General features: G+C 38.7%; 21 protein-coding genes. 20 read left to right on the top strand and 1 reads right to left on the bottom strand.

The genetic code is table 11. The features are described 5' to 3' along the window. Positions 1-6 precede the first annotated feature (6 nt). From hemW to deoC, 9 genes are all read left to right on the top strand, one after another. The gene (hemW, locus tag QNH20_RS18950) at positions 7-1,146 is read left to right on the top strand and encodes a radical SAM family heme chaperone HemW (protein WP_283919527.1); all 1,140 of its coding nucleotides are present in this window, start codon (positions 7-9) and stop codon (positions 1,144-1,146) included. 129 nt (positions 1,147-1,275) lie between these two features. After that, positions 1,276-2,307: a heat-inducible transcriptional repressor HrcA gene (hrcA, locus tag QNH20_RS18945; RefSeq protein WP_283923450.1), complete on the top strand. Its 1,032-nt coding sequence runs from the start codon at positions 1,276-1,278 to the stop codon at positions 2,305-2,307. A 108-nt stretch (positions 2,308-2,415) separates the two neighbouring features. Continuing rightward, positions 2,416-3,015, top strand: a complete 600-nt coding sequence (grpE, locus tag QNH20_RS18940; RefSeq protein ID WP_283919526.1) for a nucleotide exchange factor GrpE — start codon at positions 2,416-2,418, stop codon at positions 3,013-3,015. Between the two features lie 30 nt (positions 3,016-3,045). Further along, positions 3,046-4,881, top strand: coding sequence for a molecular chaperone DnaK (gene dnaK / locus QNH20_RS18935; protein ID WP_283919525.1), 1,836 nt, complete (start codon positions 3,046-3,048; stop codon positions 4,879-4,881). Between the two features lie 266 nt (positions 4,882-5,147). Beyond that, a complete protein-coding gene (gene dnaJ, locus QNH20_RS18930; protein ID WP_283919524.1) occupies positions 5,148-6,272 on the top strand; it encodes a molecular chaperone DnaJ in 1,125 nt (374 codons plus the stop codon). A 17-nt stretch (positions 6,273-6,289) separates the two neighbouring features. Beyond that, a complete protein-coding gene (prmA, locus tag QNH20_RS18925) occupies positions 6,290-7,231 on the top strand; it encodes a 50S ribosomal protein L11 methyltransferase (RefSeq protein WP_283919523.1) in 942 nt (313 codons plus the stop codon). A gap of 109 nt (positions 7,232-7,340) precedes the next feature. After that, a complete protein-coding gene (locus QNH20_RS18920) occupies positions 7,341-8,090 on the top strand; it encodes a 16S rRNA (uracil(1498)-N(3))-methyltransferase (protein ID WP_283919522.1) in 750 nt (249 codons plus the stop codon). Positions 8,091-8,098: 8 nt separating this feature from the next. After that, on the top strand, positions 8,099-9,472 hold the full coding sequence (gene mtaB, locus QNH20_RS18915; RefSeq protein ID WP_283919521.1) for a tRNA (N(6)-L-threonylcarbamoyladenosine(37)-C(2))-methylthiotransferase MtaB: 1,374 nt from the start codon (positions 8,099-8,101) through the stop codon (positions 9,470-9,472). 95 nt (positions 9,473-9,567) lie between these two features. Continuing rightward, on the top strand, positions 9,568-10,242 hold the full coding sequence (gene deoC / locus QNH20_RS18910) for a deoxyribose-phosphate aldolase (protein ID WP_283919520.1): 675 nt from the start codon (positions 9,568-9,570) through the stop codon (positions 10,240-10,242). Between the two features lie 104 nt (positions 10,243-10,346). On the opposite strand, the gene QNH20_RS18905 is transcribed toward deoC, so the two are convergent. Beyond that, complete coding sequence (locus tag QNH20_RS18905) at positions 10,347-11,288, bottom strand: Na/Pi symporter (RefSeq protein ID WP_283919519.1); 942 nt, start codon at positions 11,286-11,288, stop codon at positions 10,347-10,349. A gap of 301 nt (positions 11,289-11,589) precedes the next feature. Between QNH20_RS18905 and rpsU the strand changes: the two genes are divergently transcribed. From rpsU to QNH20_RS18850, 11 genes are all read left to right on the top strand, one after another. Further along, complete coding sequence (gene rpsU / locus QNH20_RS18900; RefSeq protein WP_007087607.1) at positions 11,590-11,763, top strand: 30S ribosomal protein S21; 174 nt, start codon at positions 11,590-11,592, stop codon at positions 11,761-11,763. Positions 11,764-11,778: 15 nt separating this feature from the next. Continuing rightward, positions 11,779-12,225: a GatB/YqeY domain-containing protein gene (locus QNH20_RS18895; RefSeq protein WP_283919518.1), complete on the top strand. Its 447-nt coding sequence runs from the start codon at positions 11,779-11,781 to the stop codon at positions 12,223-12,225. A gap of 132 nt (positions 12,226-12,357) precedes the next feature. Further along, positions 12,358-12,993: an NfeD family protein gene (locus tag QNH20_RS18890; protein ID WP_283919517.1), complete on the top strand. Its 636-nt coding sequence runs from the start codon at positions 12,358-12,360 to the stop codon at positions 12,991-12,993. Positions 12,994-13,014: 21 nt separating this feature from the next. Then, positions 13,015-14,010, top strand: a complete 996-nt coding sequence (gene floA, locus QNH20_RS18885; protein WP_283919516.1) for a flotillin-like protein FloA — start codon at positions 13,015-13,017, stop codon at positions 14,008-14,010. Positions 14,011-14,042: 32 nt separating this feature from the next. Next, positions 14,043-14,498 (top strand): YqfB family membrane protein, encoded by a 456-nt coding sequence (locus tag QNH20_RS18880; protein WP_283919515.1) that lies wholly within the window; start codon positions 14,043-14,045, stop codon positions 14,496-14,498. 86 nt (positions 14,499-14,584) lie between these two features. Continuing rightward, a complete protein-coding gene (gene yqfC, locus QNH20_RS18875; RefSeq protein ID WP_283919514.1) occupies positions 14,585-14,887 on the top strand; it encodes a sporulation protein YqfC in 303 nt (100 codons plus the stop codon). Beyond that, the gene (gene yqfD / locus QNH20_RS18870; protein WP_283919513.1) at positions 14,884-16,080 is read left to right on the top strand and encodes a sporulation protein YqfD; all 1,197 of its coding nucleotides are present in this window, start codon (positions 14,884-14,886) and stop codon (positions 16,078-16,080) included. The genes yqfC and yqfD overlap by 4 nt, the downstream gene beginning before the upstream one ends. Further along, positions 16,077-17,045 carry a PhoH family protein gene (locus tag QNH20_RS18865; RefSeq protein WP_283919512.1) on the top strand — a complete coding sequence of 323 codons (969 nt, stop codon included), beginning with the start codon at positions 16,077-16,079 and terminating at the stop codon, positions 17,043-17,045. Before yqfD ends, QNH20_RS18865 begins: the two co-directional genes overlap by 4 nt. Positions 17,046-17,367: 322 nt before the next feature. Continuing rightward, a complete protein-coding gene (locus tag QNH20_RS18860) occupies positions 17,368-19,545 on the top strand; it encodes an HD family phosphohydrolase (RefSeq protein WP_283919511.1) in 2,178 nt (725 codons plus the stop codon). Then, positions 19,542-20,012 (top strand): rRNA maturation RNase YbeY, encoded by a 471-nt coding sequence (gene ybeY, locus QNH20_RS18855; RefSeq protein WP_283919510.1) that lies wholly within the window; start codon positions 19,542-19,544, stop codon positions 20,010-20,012. Before QNH20_RS18860 ends, ybeY begins: the two co-directional genes overlap by 4 nt. Next, positions 19,990-20,370 carry a diacylglycerol kinase family protein gene (locus tag QNH20_RS18850; protein WP_283919509.1) on the top strand — a complete coding sequence of 127 codons (381 nt, stop codon included), beginning with the start codon at positions 19,990-19,992 and terminating at the stop codon, positions 20,368-20,370. The genes ybeY and QNH20_RS18850 overlap by 23 nt, the downstream gene beginning before the upstream one ends. The last annotated feature ends 25 nt before the right edge of the window (positions 20,371-20,395 follow it).

Here is a 20,395-nt window from a genome sequence, read left to right as displayed (position 1 = left end):
AAAAACATGGTAAAAGCAGCGTACATTCATATCCCCTTCTGTGAACATATTTGTCATTATTGTGATTTTAATAAAGTATTTCTAAAGGGTCAGCCGGTTGAAGATTATTTACAGGCACTTGATCAAGAGATGAAGGTGACACTTGAGCAATTTCCGACAGATACATTGCAAACCATTTTTGTCGGGGGAGGCACCCCCACATCATTAAATGAAAAACAGCTATTGTCGTTTTGTGAAAGTATCAGCAGAAATTTGCCTAAGAGCAACACGTGTGAATTTACCTTTGAAGCTAATCCTGGTGATTTAACAAAAGAAAAATTACAAATATTAAAAGAGGCAGGGGTAAATCGAATCAGTCTTGGGGTTCAAACATTTAATGAGGATTTACTAAAAAAAATTGGCCGTGTACATAAAGCGAGAGATGTATATCAAACAATTGAAAACGCCAAAACAGTAGGATTTGAAAATATCAGTATCGATCTTATTTTCAGTTTGCCAACACAAACAGTTAATGACTTTAAAGAATCATTGACAGAGGCATTTTCTCTCGATATACCTCATTACTCGGCATACTCATTAATCATTGAACCAAAAACGGTTTTTTATAACCTATTGAAAAAGGGCAAGCTTCCTACCCCTGGTGAAGATATCGAAGCGGCTATGTATGAAATATTGATGGAAGAAATGGAAAAACGAGGATTCAACCAATATGAAATTAGCAATTTTTCAAGGCATGGCTATGAAAGCAAGCATAACCTAACCTATTGGAATAATGAATATTATTATGGGTTTGGAGCCGGTGCACATAGCTATGTGAATGGAATAAGACGATCAAATTCAGGGCCGTTGAAAAAATATATCGAACAAATAAGCAGCTGCAACCTGCCTGTTTTTGAAGAACACTTAGTATCGAAAGCAGAACAAATGGAAGAAGAGATGTTCCTCGGATTACGAAAAACAGAAGGGGTCTCAATTTCTCATTTTATTGAGAAATTTAAACTTGATCCGCAAAAGATATTTGAGCAGGAGCTAACGGATTTAATCACTAAACAATGGATAGAAGTGAAGAATAATCACATATATTTAACTAAAAATGGCCGTTTTTTAGGTAATGAAGTTTTTCAATCATTTTTAGGAGTTGTCTAGCTCCAGCGCCTGTTCAAGGCGCTTTCGCTTTTCTTCGTACATAATGATTGACACCATCCCCCTTTTTTTGATAATTTATTAGTATAATTAGCACTCGGTTACTATGAGTGCTAACAGAGGTGATGAATGTTGTTAACAGATCGCCAATTGTTAATTCTTCAAGTTATTGTTGATGACTTTATTCGATCTGCCCAACCAGTCGGCTCAAGAAGTTTGTCGAAAAAAGAGGAAATTTCTTTAAGCTCTGCCACAATTCGGAATGAAATGGCCGACCTTGAAGAGTTGGGGTTTATTGAAAAGACACATACCTCTTCAGGGCGTGTTCCGTCTGAAAAAGGTTATCGGTATTACGTGGACCATTTACTGTCGCCTCAGGATTTAAACCAGCAGGATATATCGATTATCCGCTCGATTTTTGCTGAGAAAATTTTTGAGTTTGAAAAGATTATTCAAAGATCTGCAAAAATATTATCAGAACTAACGAATTACACATCAATTGTTCTTGGACCTGCGGTAAGTATTAATAAGCTGAAAAAAATTCAAATCATACCGTTAAACAAAGAGACAGCGGTCGCTATTTTTGTTACTGATACTGGCCATGTTGAAAACCGGATGTTTTCATTACCTGCCTCTGTAGATCCAAGTGATTTAGAAAAGACGGTAAATATTTTAAACGACCGGTTAGCAGGCGTTCCTTTAGAAAATCTAAATGATAAGATTTATAAGGAAGTGGCAATGCTTTTAAAGCAACATATTCATAATTATGATCTTATGATGCATACGATTGCTGATTCCTTGAAAATGCCAATACATGAAAAGCTCTTCTTTGGCGGAAAAACAAATATATTAAGTCAGCCGGAATTTCATGATATTTCAAAAATCCGTACCCTGCTGATGATGATTGACCAAGAAGAATGGATCTATAATTTAATTCGGAAAGATTCAGCAGGTATTCATGTTAAAATTGGCACGGAGAATAATATTACTGCAATGGACAATTGCAGCTTAATAACAGCATCTTATTCAGTTGGTGCTGAAAAACTAGGTACTATCGCAATCCTTGGTCCAACGAGAATGGAATATTCACGTGTAATTAGCCTGCTTCAATTTTTAAGCAGGGATTTGACTGCGGTATTAACGAAGCTGTATCAAAATAATTAGCACTGGTAATATTGAGTAAGGGTGAAATGCCTTTAAAGTTTCACCCCTTTTTCCATGGATATGACATGAATATAAAAGTAAACAAATCCTTTAAGGGAGGTGAGTAAGTTGACGAATGAGAAAAATAATACACTAAATGAAGAAGTAGAAATCGAAGGTACTGATCAAGTTGAACTTACTGAGGAAAAAGCGGTTGAGCCTGTTTTTGATGAAGGGGAATCAACAGAAAAAGTAGATGCCAATCCCATCGACGAACAGCTGCAAGAAATTCAACTACTTAAGGCTAAGTTAGAAGAGGCAGATAATCGATATCTACGACTTCAAGCAGATTTTGATAATTTCCGCCGCCGTACTAGATTAGATCAAGAGGCGAGCGAAAAATATAGAGCACAAAAATTAATTACAGATTTACTGCCTTCATTAGATAATTTTGAAAGAGCCATGAATGTAGAAGCTGATAATGAACAAACAAAGTCTTTATTGCAAGGTATGGATATGGTGTACCGCAGTCTTTTAGATACCTTGAAAAAAGAGGGTGTTGAACAAATTGAATCTGTAGGAAAAGAGTTTGATCCACACCAGCATCATGCAGTGATGCAGGGTGAGGATGAGAATTATGGATCCAATATTGTTACGGACGAATTTCAAAAGGGTTATCTATTAAAAGACCGTGTTATTCGCCCGGCGATGGTAAAAGTAAATCAATAAGTCTACATATTTTTTTAGGAGGAAAAGGCAATGAGTAAAATAATTGGTATTGACCTTGGAACAACAAACTCTTGTGTGTCTGTACTAGAAGGTGGAGAACCAAAAGTAATTCCTAACCCAGAAGGCAATCGTACAAGTCCATCCGTTATTGCATTTAAAAATGGAGAACGTCAAGTGGGGGAAGTGGCAAAACGCCAAGCAATTACAAATCCAAATACCATTATGTCGATTAAACGCCATATGGGTACAAATTATAAAGAAAATATTGAAGGTAAGGACTATACTCCACAAGAGCTATCTGCTATCATTCTTCAATATTTAAAATCCTATGCTGAGGATTATCTTGGCGAGCCAGTAACAAAAGCAGTTATTACTGTACCTGCTTACTTTAATGATGCGGAACGTCAAGCAACAAAAGATGCCGGAAGAATTGCCGGGCTTGAAGTTGAACGTATTATCAATGAGCCGACTGCGGCCGCTCTTGCATACGGTTTAGATAAAACGGACCAAGATCAAACGATTCTCGTATATGACCTTGGCGGCGGTACATTTGACGTCTCTATTCTTGAACTTGGTGATGGCGTATTTGAAGTAAAATCAACTGCCGGTGATAATCGCCTAGGTGGAGACGATTTTGACCAAGTGATTATTGATTATTTAGTTGACCAATTCAAAAAAGAAAATGGCATTGACCTTTCTCAAGATAAAATGGCTTTACAGCGCTTAAAGGATGCTGCTGAAAAAGCGAAAAAAGATTTGTCAGGTGTGACTTCAACACAAATTTCATTGCCATTCATCACTGCAGGTGCTGCTGGTCCGCTTCATCTTGAAGTAACTATGTCTAGAGCAAAGTTTGATGAATTATCTGCACCCCTAGTGGAGCGAACAATGGGTCCAACTCGTCAAGCGCTAAGTGATGCCGGGTTATCACCATCACAAATCGATAAAGTTATCCTAGTTGGCGGATCAACACGTATTCCTGCCGTTCAGGAAGCGATTAAAAAGGCAACAGGCCAAGAGCCGCATCGCGGTGTAAACCCTGATGAGGTTGTAGCAATGGGCGCTGCTATTCAAGGCGGTGTTATTACTGGTGATGTGAAGGATGTCGTATTACTTGACGTAACTCCACTATCACTTGGTATTGAAACAATGGGCGGTGTATTTACAAAACTAATTGACCGAAATACAACTATCCCAACTTCTAAGTCACAGGTATTCTCAACTGCTGCCGATAATCAAACTGCGGTTGATATCCATGTCCTTCAAGGGGAACGTCCAATGGCAGCAAATAACAAAACATTGGGCCGCTTCCAATTAACGGATATTCCACCGGCACCACGTGGAATTCCACAAATTGAAGTAAACTTTGACATTGATAAAAACGGTATTGTTAATGTCCGTGCTAAAGATCTTGGTACTAATAAGGAACAACAAATCACGATTAAGTCATCAACAGGTCTTTCTGATGAAGATATCCAAAAAATGGTAAGGGAAGCTGAGGAAAACGCTGAAGCCGATAAGCAGCGTAAGGAAGAAGTAGAGCTTCGCAATGAAGCAGACCAACTTGTCTTTACAACAGAAAAAACGTTAAAAGACCTAGAAGGTAAGGTTGATGCAGCTGAGGTTACAAAAGCAAATGATGCGAAGGATGCTTTAAAACAAGCGATTGAGAATAATGACCTTAACGAAATTCGTGCTAAAAAGGATGCTTTGCAAGAAATCGTTCAAGCTTTAACTATGAAGCTTTATGAACAAGCTGCACAAGCTCAGCAAGCACAAGCAGGCGCACAAGATGGCGGTAATACTGCTCCTAAGGATGACAATGTTGTTGATGCAGAATTTGAAGAAGTTAAAGACGATAAATAAAATAGAATAGCGGAAGCGCCTTGATCAGGGTCGACAGGCATAAGACGAGCCGGTGAGAAGGTTGCTTTTAACCTTCTTGACGGATTGGCTTATGACCCCGAGACCCTAGGCGCTGTAGCTGGACAGTTATTGAAGTCAAAAGGGGATTTCTTTGATTTCTTATAGAAAAAGCCAAAGTCAGTTTAGCTGCTTTGGCTTTTTTATTGCAATAGCACCAATATCGGTGTTAGAATAATTTTTATGTGACAGATTCGGGAGTGGTAATCATGAGTAAACGAGATTACTATGAAGTGCTTGGTGTAAGTAAGGGCGCTTCAAAGGATGAAATAAAAAAAGCATATCGTAAGCTCTCTAAACAATATCATCCAGATATTAATAAAGAGCCGGATGCGGCAGATAAATTTAAGGAAATTGCTGAAGCTTATGAAGTGTTAAGCGATGATCAGAAGAAGGCTCATTATGACCAATTCGGCCATACTGATCCAAACCAAGGCTTTGGGGGGTTTGGCGGTGGTGCTGATTTTGGCGGCTTCGAAGATATCTTTAATACATTCTTTGGGGGTGGCGGTTCTAGAAGACGTGATCCAAATGCGCCAAGACAAGGTGCCGACCTACAGTATACAATGACTGTTTCTTTTGAAGAAGCAGCATTTGGAAAAGAAACAGATATTGAAATTCCACGTGAAGAAACATGTAGTACATGCAGCGGCTCCGGTGCAAAGCCTGGAACGAAACCTGAGACGTGTCAACACTGTCACGGAACAGGGCAGTTAAATGTGGAACAAAATACCCCATTTGGAAGAATTGTTAATCGTCGTTCATGCCATCACTGTAATGGCACGGGGAAAGAAATTAAACATAAATGTTCTACCTGCGGCGGTAAAGGAAAAGTGCAAAAGCGTAAGAAAATTCATGTTAAAATTCCTGCAGGCATTGATGATGGCCAACAGCTTCGTATGGCTGGTCAAGGGGAAGCAGGAATTAATGGCGGACCTGCTGGAGACCTTTATGTTGTTTTCCAAGTACGCCAGCATGAGTTCTTTGAAAGAGATGGCGATGATATTTATTGTGAAATGCCAATTACGTTTGTTCAAGCATCATTGGGTGATGAAATTGAGGTACCTTCTTTAAACGGAAAAGTAAAGCTTAAAATCCCGGCAGGTACACAAACGGGTAAAAAGTTCCGTTTGAAAGGAAAAGGAATTCCAAATGTACGTGGGTATGGGGTAGGCGATCAGTACATTATCGTCCGGATTATCACACCAACAAAACTTTCAGATAAACAAAAGCAGCTTCTCAAAGAATTTGCAGAGATTAGCGGCTCATCTCCTATTGGTGACCATGAAGAAAGTTTTTTCTCAAAAGTAAAACGTGCTTTTAAAAGCGAGTAAGGATTGGAGTTGGTAGAATGAAGTGGTCAGAAATTAGTATCCACACAACAAATGAGGCGATCGAACCTATTTCACATATATTGCATGAAGCTGGGGCGAGCGGTGTAGTCATTGAAGATCCCTTTGAATTGACAAAGAAAAGGGAAGATCAATTCGGCGAAATCTACCAACTCAATCCAGATGATTATCCGGAGGAAGGCGTTATTGTTAAAGCCTATCTGCCTGTTAACAGTTTCTTAGGAGAAACCGTTGAAGCTATTAAGGAATCAATCAATAACCTCATTATTTATGATATTGATTTGGGTTTAAATAAAGTAACGATTAGCGAAGTAAACGAAGAAGAGTGGGCAACCGCTTGGAAAAAATATTATAACCCTGTTAAAATTTCTGAAAAGTTCACGATTGTCCCTACTTGGGAGATGTATGAACCTGTCAACAGTGATGAATTAATTATTGAATTAGACCCTGGTATGGCGTTTGGTACGGGGACACATCCAACAACTGTCATGTGTATCCAAGCCCTTGAAAGAACTGTTCGTCCTGGTGACCGAGTGATTGATGTTGGAACTGGCTCTGGGGTACTCAGCATTGCTGCAGCTATGCTTGGTGCAGAGGATGTTAGTGCCTATGATCTTGATGAAGTGGCTGTAACATCAGCAAAATTGAATATCAAGTTAAATAAGGTAAGTAAAATAGTATCCATTTCCCAAAATAACCTCCTGGATGGGGTAGAAGAAGATTCAGCCGATGTGGTTGTAGCGAATATTTTAGCGGAAGTTATTTTACGATTCACTGATGATGTTGCCAGTGTAGTTAAACCGGGTGGGGTGTTTATTGCATCTGGAATTATTCAGCAGAAAAAGGACCAGGTGAAAGATGCCATTGTTGCAGCAGGATTTGAAATTTCAGAAACGATGCTGATGGAAGATTGGGTTGCCATTATTGCTAAAAGGATATAATGATGAAAAAGGGGTTTAAAGAGGACCCCTTTTTATTATTTCTTTCTTTTAATCTTACTTTATCTTATGTAAAATAAGGAGTAAATTGTTTTAGAGAGGGTGCAAAGGTGTGCAACGCTACTTTGTGAACAAACAAGCGAATGATGATCGTTTTTTCATTGTTGAAGAAGACCGCCATCATATTGTGAAGGTTATGCGCATGCAAATCGGCGATCAAATCATTTGTGTAGATCCGGAAGGAAAACAAGCAGTATGCAGGCTTGCAGAAATTACCGATGAAAGTGTCGTTGTAGACGTTGTACAATGGAAAGATGAGGTTACAGAACTTCCGATTTCAATTACGATAGCAAGCGGGCTGCCAAAAGGGGACAAGCTAGAATGGATTATCCAAAAGGGTACGGAACTAGGTGCACATCAGTTTCTACCATTTGCAGCAAACCGCTCTGTCGTTAAATGGGATGAAAAAAAAGCAGCAAAGAAAATAGAAAGATGGCAAAAAATTGCGAAAGAAGCTGCAGAACAATCCCATCGTGCATTTATGCCTGAAATTGTAAGTCCGATGAGCTTTAAAGAAATGCTTGCCAAAAGCAAGGATTTTAATTATAAATTAGCAGCCTTTGAGGAAGAAAGCAGAAATGGTGAGACATCTGTTTTTTCATCGACTCTCAAAAAAATAATCAAAGGTGAATCATTACTTTTGGTTTTTGGGCCAGAAGGCGGATTAGCGAATGAAGAGGTTCAGCTTTTAAAGGAACATGGGTTTGGCTTATGCGGGTTAGGCCCGCGAATATTAAGAACGGAAACGGCCCCATTGTATGCACTTGCGGCCATTTCTTATCATTTTGAACTATTGAGGTGAGTTTACAAATGGCAACAGTAGCGTTTCATACACTTGGATGTAAGGTGAACCATTATGAAACAGAAGCCATCTGGCAGTTGTTTAAACAGGAAGGCTACGAACGGGTTGATTTTGAATCGAATTCCGATGTATATATTATCAATACATGTACGGTTACGAATACTGGGGATAAAAAAAGCCGTCAGGTGATCCGACGGGCTGTCAGGAAAAATCCTGATGCCGTTATTTGTGTCACTGGATGTTATGCGCAAACATCGCCTGCAGAAATAATGGCCATTCCTGGTGTTGATATTGTAGTTGGAACGCAGGATCGTGTAAAAATGCTCGACTACATTGAACAATATAAAGCGGAACGCCAGCCGATAAATGGTGTGGGGAATATCATGAAGAACCGCGTTTATGAAGAACTTGATGTCCCTTCCTTTACGGATAGAACACGTGCCTCTTTAAAAATCCAAGAGGGGTGCAATAATTTCTGTACCTTCTGTATTATTCCATGGGCCCGCGGACTTATGAGATCTCGTGATCCAAAAGAAGTTATCCATCAAGCACAGCAGCTAGTAGATGCGGGATACAAGGAAATCGTGTTAACTGGTATTCATACTGGCGGTTATGGAGAAGACATGAAGGATTATAATTTAGCGATGCTCCTTCGAGATTTAGAAGCAAATGTAAAAGGTTTGGAGCGCTTGCGCATTTCCTCCATTGAAGCCAGCCAAATAACTGATGAAGTGATTGAGGTTATTAACCGCTCCAATATCGTTGTCCGTCATCTGCATATTCCAATCCAATCCGGTTCTAATTCGGTTCTTAAAAGAATGCGCCGCAAATATACGATGGAATTCTTTGGAGAAAGACTTGATCGCCTAAAAGAAGTACTTCCAGGTCTTGCTGTTACTTCTGATGTAATTGTTGGATTCCCGGGGGAAACAGAAGAAGAGTTTATGGAAACGTATAATTTTATTAAAGACCATAAATTCTCTGAGCTTCATGTCTTCCCATATTCTAAGCGTACTGGTACACCTGCAGCAAGGATGGAAGATCAAGTAGATGAAGAAGTGAAAAATGAACGTGTTCATCGCTTAATTTCCCTATCTGATCAGCTTGCAAAAGAATACGCATCACTGTTTGAAGGGGAAGTATTAGAAGTGATTCCTGAAGAGGAATACAAAGAAGATGCCAATTCTGGAAAATATGTTGGCTACACAGATAATTACTTGAAAGTTGTATTCCCAGCAACAGAAGATTTGGTTGGCAAAATTGTTAAAGTGAAAATTACAAAAGCAGGCTACCCGTACAATGAAGGCCAATTTGTAAGAGTTGTTGACAATACGGAGTTAGTTAAGGAAGAAGTTTTTACTAAAGAAGAAGCTGCTATATAAGGAAAAAGGACCTCGCGGGGTTCTTTTTTTTTGGGGCAAACTATTGTCAGCAACAAGTTTCTTTCCATATAAAAAATTGAAAGGAGCATATGTACATGACAACTACAAATGTTGCTGCGATGATTGACCACACCCTACTAAAGCCTGAAGCAACAAGGGAACAGATTGAATCCTTGTGTAAGGAAGCAAAGGAAAATGGGTTCTTTTCTGTTTGCGTGAATCCAACTTGGGTAAGTACTTCAAAGGAAATTTTAGCAGGCAGTGCTGTAAAGGTGTGTACTGTTATAGGTTTTCCTTTAGGAGCCACAACATCAGAAACAAAGTCGTTTGAAACAAAGAATGCAATAGAAAATGGTGCCGATGAAGTGGATATGGTCATCAATATTGGTGCATTGAAGGATAAAAATGATGACTTTGTTGAAAATGATATACTTGCCGTTGTTGAAGTGGCGAAGGGCAGGGCACTTACGAAAGTAATTATTGAAACAAGTCTGTTAACGAAGGAAGAGAAAATCCGTGCCTGTGAGCTTTCAGTAAAAGCTGGTGCAGATTATGTTAAAACATCTACAGGTTTTTCAACAGGCGGAGCTACTGTTGAAGATATTGTCCTCATGAGACAAACAGTAGGGCCGGAGATTGGAGTCAAAGCCTCTGGGGGAGTCCGAAGTACAGCGGATGCCCAAAAAATGATTGAGGCCGGTGCAACAAGGATTGGGGCAAGTTCAAGTGTTGCGATCATAAATGGGCTTAATGTAATCTCAGATTATTAAATAAATGGGTGGTTACAGTGCCCGTGAAAGAAGGAAAAAGCGTAAAACGGTCACTCTGAAAGGCTAATGCCATAGAAAAGACGGCTAAATTATGCCGTCTTTTCTCACGATACTGGCCGTTTAGGCCGTCGATCATGTAAATATAAAATCATTTCACCAAACTTTGTTGCAAATGGTAAGACAAGTAATGAGGTTGCCACGTTAAATATTACACTTATATGTGCTAATTGAACGTCCTTTCTACTGGCAAGTAATGGTGCGTTTTCCGTAAGCATCGGAATTAGCGGGATAAACAGCAAAACACCAAATACATTGAGCCAGACATGAGCAAATGCGGCTAGTTTAGATTCTTTTCCTCCACCGATTGCTGCGATAATTGCAGTAATGCATGTACCGATATTAGCTCCAAGCACAATAGCAATGCCGGCATCGAGTTGCAAAAGCCCGGCTGTTAAAAATCCCATCGCAATTCCTGTCATTGCAGTACTGGATTGGATAATCGCTGTGATAACAGTGCCTGCTAAAAGGCTTAAGATAAGATTGTCATTAATAGATAAAATAAATTTATTGATAAAACCCATTGTTGTTAATGGGTGTGCTAATAATTCGAAACCCTTCATAGCTGTAAAAACTGAGGCAATTCCAAACAGGAGCATTCCGATACTTCTTGCTTTTTTATTATTAAATAAAATGAGAAATGCCCCACTTATAGCAAGGGGAACAAGGATAGCATCTAGATCAAACGTAATCAGTTCAGTTTTAAAGGTTGTTCCGATATTGGTGCCGAGAATAATACCAATAGACTGTGGAAAGGTCATAATTCTAGCTGATATTAATCCAATTGTAATGACCATAACAGCTGAGCTGCTTTGTAGGAGGGCTGTAATGAACGTCCCTGTAATCATCCCTTTTAATGGCGTGCTTGTTAGTTTAATCAACCATGTTTTTAATTTATTTGCAGATAAATTAAATAATCCAAACCTAATAATGGTCATTCCAAAAATAAATAATAAGATACAAAGTACAAATAATAATATGTACAGCATGCCTAGGCCCCCCTCGCTTAATTCTATGGCATAGAGGGAAGGGACATGCCACTTTTTTAGACAGGCGGCTATTTTTTAGCTGGGAAGAAAGTATAAACTTTACCAAGTTTATACTTTCTTCCTGCGCATAAGTACAACTACGCCTCTGTCTTCGCCTAACGGCTCGCCAATCGGCGAGTTTTCTTTAGATTGGATGATACTCATTGTGAAATTCAGTTGACCTTGTATCAAGGTTATATTATAATTGCAAGGTACATGGATTGAATGTAAGTGTGTTGTGTTTCGGAGGGAGGGAAAGAGAATGTCTAAAACCGTCGTTCGTAAAAACGAATCGCTTGAAGATGCTCTTCGTCGCTTCAAACGTACAGTATCAAAAACTGGTACTTTGCAAGAGGCAAGAAAGCGCGAATTTTATGAAAAACCAAGTGTAAAACGTAAGAAAAAGTCTGAAGCAGCAAGAAAACGTAAGTTTTAAGAGAGGGTGTAATACATGAGTCTTCTCGAGCGTTTAAATAATGATATGAAACAAGCGATGAAAAACAAGGAAAAAGACAAACTCTCGGTCATTCGGATGGTCAAAGCTTCATTGCAGAATGAAGCCATCAAGCTTGGAACAAAAGAGCTTTCCGAGGATGAAGAGTTAACAATCCTTTCTCGCGAAGTAAAGCAACGCAAAGACTCCCTCCATGAATTTGATAAGGCTGGTCGTCAAGATCTAGTTGATAAATTGCATACCGAGCTCTCCATTGTTGGGTTGTATTTACCGAAACAGCTTTCAGAAGAAGAGCTGTCAGAAATCGTTAAAGAAACGATTGCTGAAGTTGGTGCAAAATCAAAAGCGGAAATGGGAAAAGTGATGGCTGCGATTATGCCTAAAGTAAAGGGTAAAGCAGATGGGTCACTCGTAAATAAATTTGTACAACAACACCTTTCATAGTATTCTGACATAAAGACCGCAGGGCTCTAGTGCCGGCGGTCTTTTAAGTTGTTTTTTAATAATTTGAAACCTTTTTTCTCTTTACACGTAATACATAGAGTCAGTTGAAAGAGAAAGAAAGGGGGACCTTGAATGATTGAATTTATTACTGATCCAATTGTTGTAACCGTTCTCTTGACAATTGCGGGAGTTGGGATTGTATTGGAGCTTTTTTCAACGAAATTTGGGATAGCAGGATTCATTGGTGTATTTGCGCTTATTGTGTTCTTTTATGGGCATTTTCAAGCCGGGCTTGCAGGATATGGGACATTAACATTATTTGTCGTAGGAATCCTGCTTATCTTCCTGGAGTTCTTTCTGCCGGGGGCGGTTGCGGGAACGCTTGGTGTTACTGCCTTAATTTTAAGCCTTTTTATAGCAGGCGAGGATGCAATGCAAATAGGGGTTTCAATCTTTATTGCAATCATGATATCTATTCTTGTTTTCTTTATGATGATTAAGATCTTCGGTAGAAAGCTTGTTCTATTTAATAAAATGGTTTTATTTGATTCAGCCAGAAAAGAAGATGGCTATGTTTCGAATATTAACCGAACAGATCTTATGGGCAAGGTAGGAACCGCATTAACCATTTTACGACCGGCTGGAACAATTATTATTCATAATGAACGAATCGATGTCGTGAGTGAAGGGGACTTTATTGAGCAGAATGCCAAAGTGAAAGTAATTAAGGTTGAAGGTGCCCGCATCGTTGTTAGAGAAGTTAAATAAGTCATTAGGGGGTTGTTGTTAATGGATGCAGTATCTGGCGGAACTATTTTTATCATAGCTGTAGTTGTTGTTGGTTTAATCTTGTTAGGGATTTTATTATCGTTTGTACCGGTCATGCTCTGGATTTCGGCACTTGCTGCTGGAGTCCGTATTAGTATTTTTACATTAATTGGAATGAGGCTTAGGAGGGTAACACCAAGCAGGGTGGTTAATCCGTTAATTAAAGCACATAAGGCAGGTTTAAATGTTACTACCAATCAGCTTGAAAGCCATTACCTTGCCGGCGGGAATGTGGACAGAGTTGTTAATGCCTTAATTGCCGCCCACCGTGCCAATATTGAACTATCATTTGAACGCTGTGCGGCTATTGATCTCGCAGGACGTGATGTTTTAGAAGCGGTGCAAATGAGTGTTAATCCAAAAGTAATTGAAACACCATTTATCGCTGGTGTTGCGATGAACGGTATTGAAGTAAAAGCAAAAGCAAGAATCACTGTTCGTGCCAATATTGAACGCCTTGTCGGTGGTGCCGGTGAAGAAACCGTTGTTGCCCGTGTTGGTGAGGGGGTTGTATCAACAATTGGTTCGTCGGATAGCCATAGTAAGGTTCTCGAGAATCCGGATTTAATTTCACAAACAGTATTGTCAAAAGGACTTGATGCAGGTACAGCCTTTGAAATCCTATCGATTGATATTGCTGATGTGGATATCGGTAAAAACATTGGTGCAGAATTGCAAACAGAACAAGCAGAAGCCGATAAGAAAATTGCTCAGGCAAAAGCAGAAGAACGTCGGGCGATGGCAGTCGCTTCCGAACAAGAGATGAAGGCGAAAGTAGTGGAAATGAGGGCCAAGGTAGTGGAAGCAGAAGCAGAAGTACCACTTGCGATGGCTGAAGCGCTTAAATCAGGTAATTTCGGTGTAATGGACTATATGAACTTTAAAAACATTTCCGCTGATACTGATATGAGAGGTTCTATCGGGAAAATGACAGGTGAGAAGAAGGAAGACCAGTAAAGCCCACTTTGATAAATAAGGAGGGTGCAATTTTGGAAACAATTTTATTCATGATTATTGTCGCTATCATTTCAACTATATTTGGAAAAGCAAAACGTAATTCAGGACAGTCCGCAAAAAAGCCATTTTCAGCAAATGGGATGGAGGAAATTCGAACACTATTTAAAGAGCTTACCAATAATGAACCAGCTGAAAGCACCCCCATTAAAACCGAGCAAAAAGCGGTAATGGCGCAAAATAATAATAGAAATCTTGAAAAAGAAAATATACAAGTCAGACAAGAGTCTGAAGCCAGTCGAATGGTGATGGCAGCATCGCGGCTGCAAAGAGAAAAGTTGAAAGAACAGACAACGATAGCTAGACAGGAAGAAAGTGAAACCATTATTTCAAAAGATCCAGATCCAAAAAATTTAATAAATGGGATTGTTTGGTCAGAAATTCTTGGCGAGCCACGCTCTAAAAAACCTTATTTTGCAAAAAGACGCTAAATTTGGTCTTAAGAAATCAAACGAAAAAGATGTGCTAGAACCCCCTTTCATTTCATAAATATGAGATGAAAGGGGGTTCTTTTTTTATGGCAAAAAAATGGGGCCAACGAGTTCGAAACTGGATGGCTAATAAAATGGATCTTCCTCAAGATGTCATGATGGATTTGCCCCGAATTACCATGATTGGACAAATCCATGTATATATAGAAAATCACCGCGGCTTGCTGGCATTTACTGATAAAGAACTCCGTTTGCTGTTAAAGCAAGGTCAATTATTAATTAAAGGCAAGACATTTGTGATTAAAACGATTTTACCTGAAGAAATATTACTCGAAGGAAAAATTGATCAGGTCATTTATTTAACTGATAATTCGGGAGGAACAAAATGAAGAACCAGTGGATCGAATTTCTATATGGCAGAGTTACCGTGAAAGTATTAGGAAAGGGGATTGAACGCTTTTTAAATGTGTTAACAAGAAATGGCCTACATATATGGAACGTAAAAAGGCATGGCACAGAGACAATAACATTTAAAATGAGAGTTCAGGATGCCTTGAAAATTAGACCGTATGCACGAAAAAGTAAGTGTAAGATTTCCTTTTTAAGACGAAGCGGGGCGCCATTTTTGCTACGAAGATTGTTGAAAAATAGCGGCGTTATGTTGGGAGCTGCCGCCTTTTTATTCATCATCTTTTTCTTATCGAATGTAATTTGGGGTATTGAAATAAAAGGGGCAAAGCCGGCAACCGAATATCAAATTCGCAAAGAATTGGACAAGATGGGTGTTAAAATTGGCAAGGTACAATTTTTTGTCGACAATGTGGAAGGTATTCAGAGACGATTAACTGATAATATTAGTGCCTTGACATGGGTTGGTGTGGAATTAAAGGGGACAACCTATCATTTGCAGGTTGTCGAAAAGAATGAGCCGAAAAAACCGGAGAAATTAGCGCCACAAAATCTTATTGCCAAAAAGAAGGCTATTATTGTTAAAAGGTTTGTGGAAACAGGACAACCGGTCGTTGATATTAATGACCATGTAGAAGAAGGCCAATTACTCGTTTCAGGAGTATACGGGCAAGAAGGTGGTCCTTCCGAATTGGTAGCTGCTAAAGGTGAGATATGGGGGGAAACCTGGTATAAAAGCCGTGTTAAGCTCCCTTTAGTAACCAACTTTAAAGTATTTACTGGCAAAGAAGAGGAAAAACATTCACTATCACTGTGGAATGTAGAAATACCTATTTGGGGGTTTGGAAAACCAACATTCAAGAAATATGAAACCGAAAAAAATATTCATAAAATTCATTTTCTGAAATGGGAGCTACCAATTTCCTATATTAATAAAACAATTCGTGAACGTGAGGATTTCCAGCGTACCTATTCGGAAAAAGAGGCAGAAAAAAATGCGCTGGAGCTGGCGAAAAATGATATAAAAAGTGAGTTAGATGAAGATGCTATGATCATAGACGAAAAAATTTTACACAAACAGTATAAAAATGGTAAGGTTATATTAGATATTCATTTTAAGATTATTGAAAACATTGCAGTCGGACAACCGATTTCCAAGGAGACTCCTGAATGACAGAGAAATTAACAACGATTAATGTACAGCTTGAAAATCCGGCAGAGGCCGTTAACCTGCTGGGAAATTCTGATCAAAATTTAAAAATGATTGAGCAAGAGCTTGGTGTTTCCATTATCACAAGAGGTGAATCTCTCAGCTTGTCAGGTGATGAAGATAAGGTCAGTATGGCTGGACAAATACTAGACCGATTAATATTTGTGATTCGTAAAGGAATAAACATTGGCCAAAGAGATGTCCTATATGCCATCAAAATGGCGCAAAAAGGAACGCTTGATTATTTTGTGAATTTGTACGACGAAGAAATCGGCAAAAACGTAAAAGGAAAAACAATTCGGATTAAAACTCTCGGACAAAGGCAATATGTGACGGCCATTAAAAAAAATGACCTCGTATTTGGAATTGGGCCTGCAGGAACAGGTAAAACCTATCTCGCTGTAGTTATGGCCGTGAATGCCCTTAGAAACGGACAGGTAAATAAAATTATTTTAACCAGGCCTGCTGTCGAGGCAGGCGAGAGTCTTGGATTCCTCCCAGGAGATTTAAAAGAAAAGGTAGATCCATATTTAAGACCCTTGTACGATGCATTACATGATGTTCTAGGGGCAGAGCATACTCAAAGGTTAATTGAACGCGGGACAATTGAAATTGCTCCTCTAGCCTATATGAGAGGCCGCACATTGGAAGATGCTTTTGTTATTTTAGATGAGGCGCAGAACACTACCGATAAGCAAATGAAAATGTTTTTGACAAGACTCGGCTTTGGCTCGAAAATGGTGATTACAGGTGATCAAACTCAAATTGATTTGCCAAGAGGTGCAAAATCCGGTCTTATTGCGGCAGAAGGAATTTTGCAAAATATAAGCGGCATTTCGTTTATCTTTTTAGAACAAAGTGATGTTGTCCGTCACCCACTTGTCGGCAGAATTATCGAAGCCTATGAGAAAAAAGCCATTCAGCACTAAAGTTTGGGATAAACCTCGGAGGGTTTATCCCTTTTTCATTGACAATGGTTCTTCTGATTTTTATCCCAGATTAACGGGCAGTAAGACCACTGAGTTAAAACATAGAAAGAACTAATAAGGATAAGTTTGATAAACTTCCCATAAAAGCCTGATTGGTTCAACTATCAATCTGTTAGGGATGAAAAAAACTCTTTCTCCTGATTGAAGTTTCACATTATAAGGTGAAACTTCTTAAAAAAACTGTTATCATTTTACATATAGCATATTATGTATATTCTTTCGCAATAACAATGATACATGGGCCGTGGCCGGGGGGATTTAGTTGGATAAACTACAGCATCATTTCATACGGATACGAAAGTTACTCGATATTACTTTTTTTCAGATATTATTTTTTCTTGTACTTGGGATTGTCCTCTTTGGATCCATGTATAGTAATGTAAAACCTGAAAAATTGGATTTAAGTTTGTTTTCGGTTGCTGAAAAAACGATTCGATCCCCTGGAACAGTAGAGGATAAGAAAAGTACTGAAAATAAGCGTAAAGAAGCCATCAACCAGGTGCAGCCCGTCTATGTATTGAAAAATGAGTATACGCAAAATCGGGTTGATTTAATTACCTCTATTTTTCAAGCAGCGGTAGAGGTAAATAATGAAATAAAAGAAGAAATGAAGAAGCAGGAGGAAGTATCTGCTGATGGTAAGACGGCGAAAGAGGAACCGAGTGTCACTGATAAAGTGACAAGATTAAAAGCTAAATTGACGGCAAATGTTTCAAAGGATCTCTCAAATCAAGTTTTTTCTTCTTTAGTCCAATCCAGTAATGATGAATTGTCGATTGCAAAGGATTTAACAGTTACAGCGATTAACAATGTTATGACAAAAAGAATTTCATCTGATGAAGTAGAAAATGCTAAAAAAAGGGTCGAAGAAGAATTAAAATATACAACTTTAAATGATAATTTAAAATTGGCTGCAATTGACCTAGGCAGATACGCTGTCATTCAAAATGAATTTTATGATCCTAATGCAACAGAAGAACTCAGGCAGCAGGCGGCAGAAAGCGTAGAACCTGTAAAAATCCTTCAAGGGCAAATTATTGTCGAGGAAGGTAAGTTAATTAATCAAGATATTTATCGGCAATTAAAACTGGTCGGTCTATTAAATAATGATAAATCTTTTAAACCATTTATTGGATTGGTTGTGCTGATCACCATCATTCTTTCAGCGATTTATTATTATTTTTATCAAATGAAGTCCCATCCTGAGAAACGGCAAACGTTCTTGTTATTGTTTGGGATCATTTTCATTCTCACCATTTCCATTATGAAAATTATTAGTGTGCTGCAAATATTTAGTTTTGCTGGTATCGGTTATATTTTTCCTGCTGCAATGGGAGGAATGTTAATTAAGATTTTAGTTGATGAAAAACTGGCAATTCTTATGTCGATCATTATGGCGGTTTGTGGGAGCATTTTATTTAACGAAGGGGTTACTGGGACACTCAATTTTTCTGAAGGAATTTATATCCTATTCAGTGCCTTAGCAGCTATCCTATTTTTGAACACACAAAATCATCGTACAAAGATTTTACAAGCTGGAACATTTGCTGCGATTGTCAATGTATTGACAATATGTGCGTTAATGTTTTTGCCAAATGGGCAGTTTTCAGGGATAGAATATGGTTATTACCTTATTACCGCCCTTGTTTCTGGAATTAGTTCTGCTGTTTTAACCATTGGATTACTTCCTTTCTTTGAGGCTAGTTTTGGAATTCTTTCGACGATGAGGCTTATAGAGCTTTCGAATCCTAACCATCCGCTTCTCAGAAAAATTTTAATGGAAGCTCCAGGAACCTATCATCATAGCGTTATGGTAGCCAATTTAGCTGAATCTGCCTGTGAGGCTATTGGAGCTAATGGGCTTTTGGCTCGAGTTGGTAGCTATTATCATGATATCGGGAAAACTAAAAGACCAAACTTTTTTATTGAAAACCAAATGCATCATGATAATCCCCATGATCGCCTGCCGCCCGACAAAAGTGCGAATATTATTATTGCACATGTCACAGACGGGTCTGCTATTTTAAAGAAATATCATATGCCTAAAGAAATTATTGATATTGCCGAGCAGCATCATGGGACAACATTGCTAAAATTTTTTTACCATAAAGCACTTCAAGATGATCCTGATATAAGGGACGAGGAGTTTCGATATCCCGGCCCGAAGGCACAGACAAAGGAGTCTGCTGTGGTTGGGATTGCTGATAGTGTCGAGGCAGCAGTACGCTCTTTATCTCAGCCAACACCAGAATTAATTGAATCTCTCGTTAAGAAAATTGTGGCTGACCGACTGCAGGATGGTCAATTAAATGAATGTGATATTACAATCAAGGAAATTGAAACCGTTTCTCACACGCTATGTGAGACATTAAAGGGAATCTTTCACTCGAGAATTGAGTACCCTGAAATGACTAAGACAAAGAAGGTGAAGCAAGCATGACGTTACTTATTGATTGTATTGATGAAACAAATGAATTATCAGAGCAGCAAATACTTGAAATCGAAAGGTTAATCAATTTTGCTGCAAAAAAACAAGAGATTGAAGAGCGCAGTGAAGTTTCCATAACGTTTGTTTCGAATGAAAGAATTCAGGAGATTAACCGAGAATATCGAGATAAGGATATGCCAACAGATGTTATCTCTTTTGCAATGGAAGAGCTTGGTGAAGGGGAAATGGAATTAACTGGAGTTCAAATGCCTCGTGTTCTGGGTGATATTATTATTTCTGTTCCGAAAACAAAAGAACAAGCTATGGAATATGGTCATTCCTTTATACGTGAGCTGGGTTTTCTAGCAGTTCACGGGTTTCTGCATTTGTTAGGTTATGATCACATGACTGAGGCTGAGGAAAAGGAAATGTTCACACTGCAAAAGGAAATATTAAATGAGTATGGACTCACAAGATAAGTCTTTCCCATTAATAAGCTCATTTTCGTTTGCCTTCTCAGGGATCCTATTGGCACTTAGGACGGAAAGGAACATGAGGATCCATTTTATAAGCTCGATTTTTGTGTTACTTGTTTCCTTTTACTTTTCGATTACAAAAATAGAGTGGGTATTCATCCTTTTTGCTATTGGGGGGATGTTTGCCTTAGAATTATTGAATACTGCAATCGAACGAGTGGTGGATCTTGTTACGGCAGAGTATCATCCGCTTGCAAAACAAGCGAAGGATTTGGCGGCTGGAGCTGTCTTAATTTATGCTGCTCTTTCAGTTGTAATTGGAATTGTCATCTTTTTACCGTATGTTTTAAATCTGTTTTAGTATTTGTATGAAATTGTTCACACTG

Source organism: Neobacillus sp. WH10 (assembly GCF_030123405.1).
In the GTDB taxonomy this organism is placed as follows: Bacteria; Bacillota; Bacilli; order Bacillales; family Cytobacillaceae; genus Neobacillus.
This window is presented reverse-complemented; position numbering and strand designations above follow the sequence as displayed.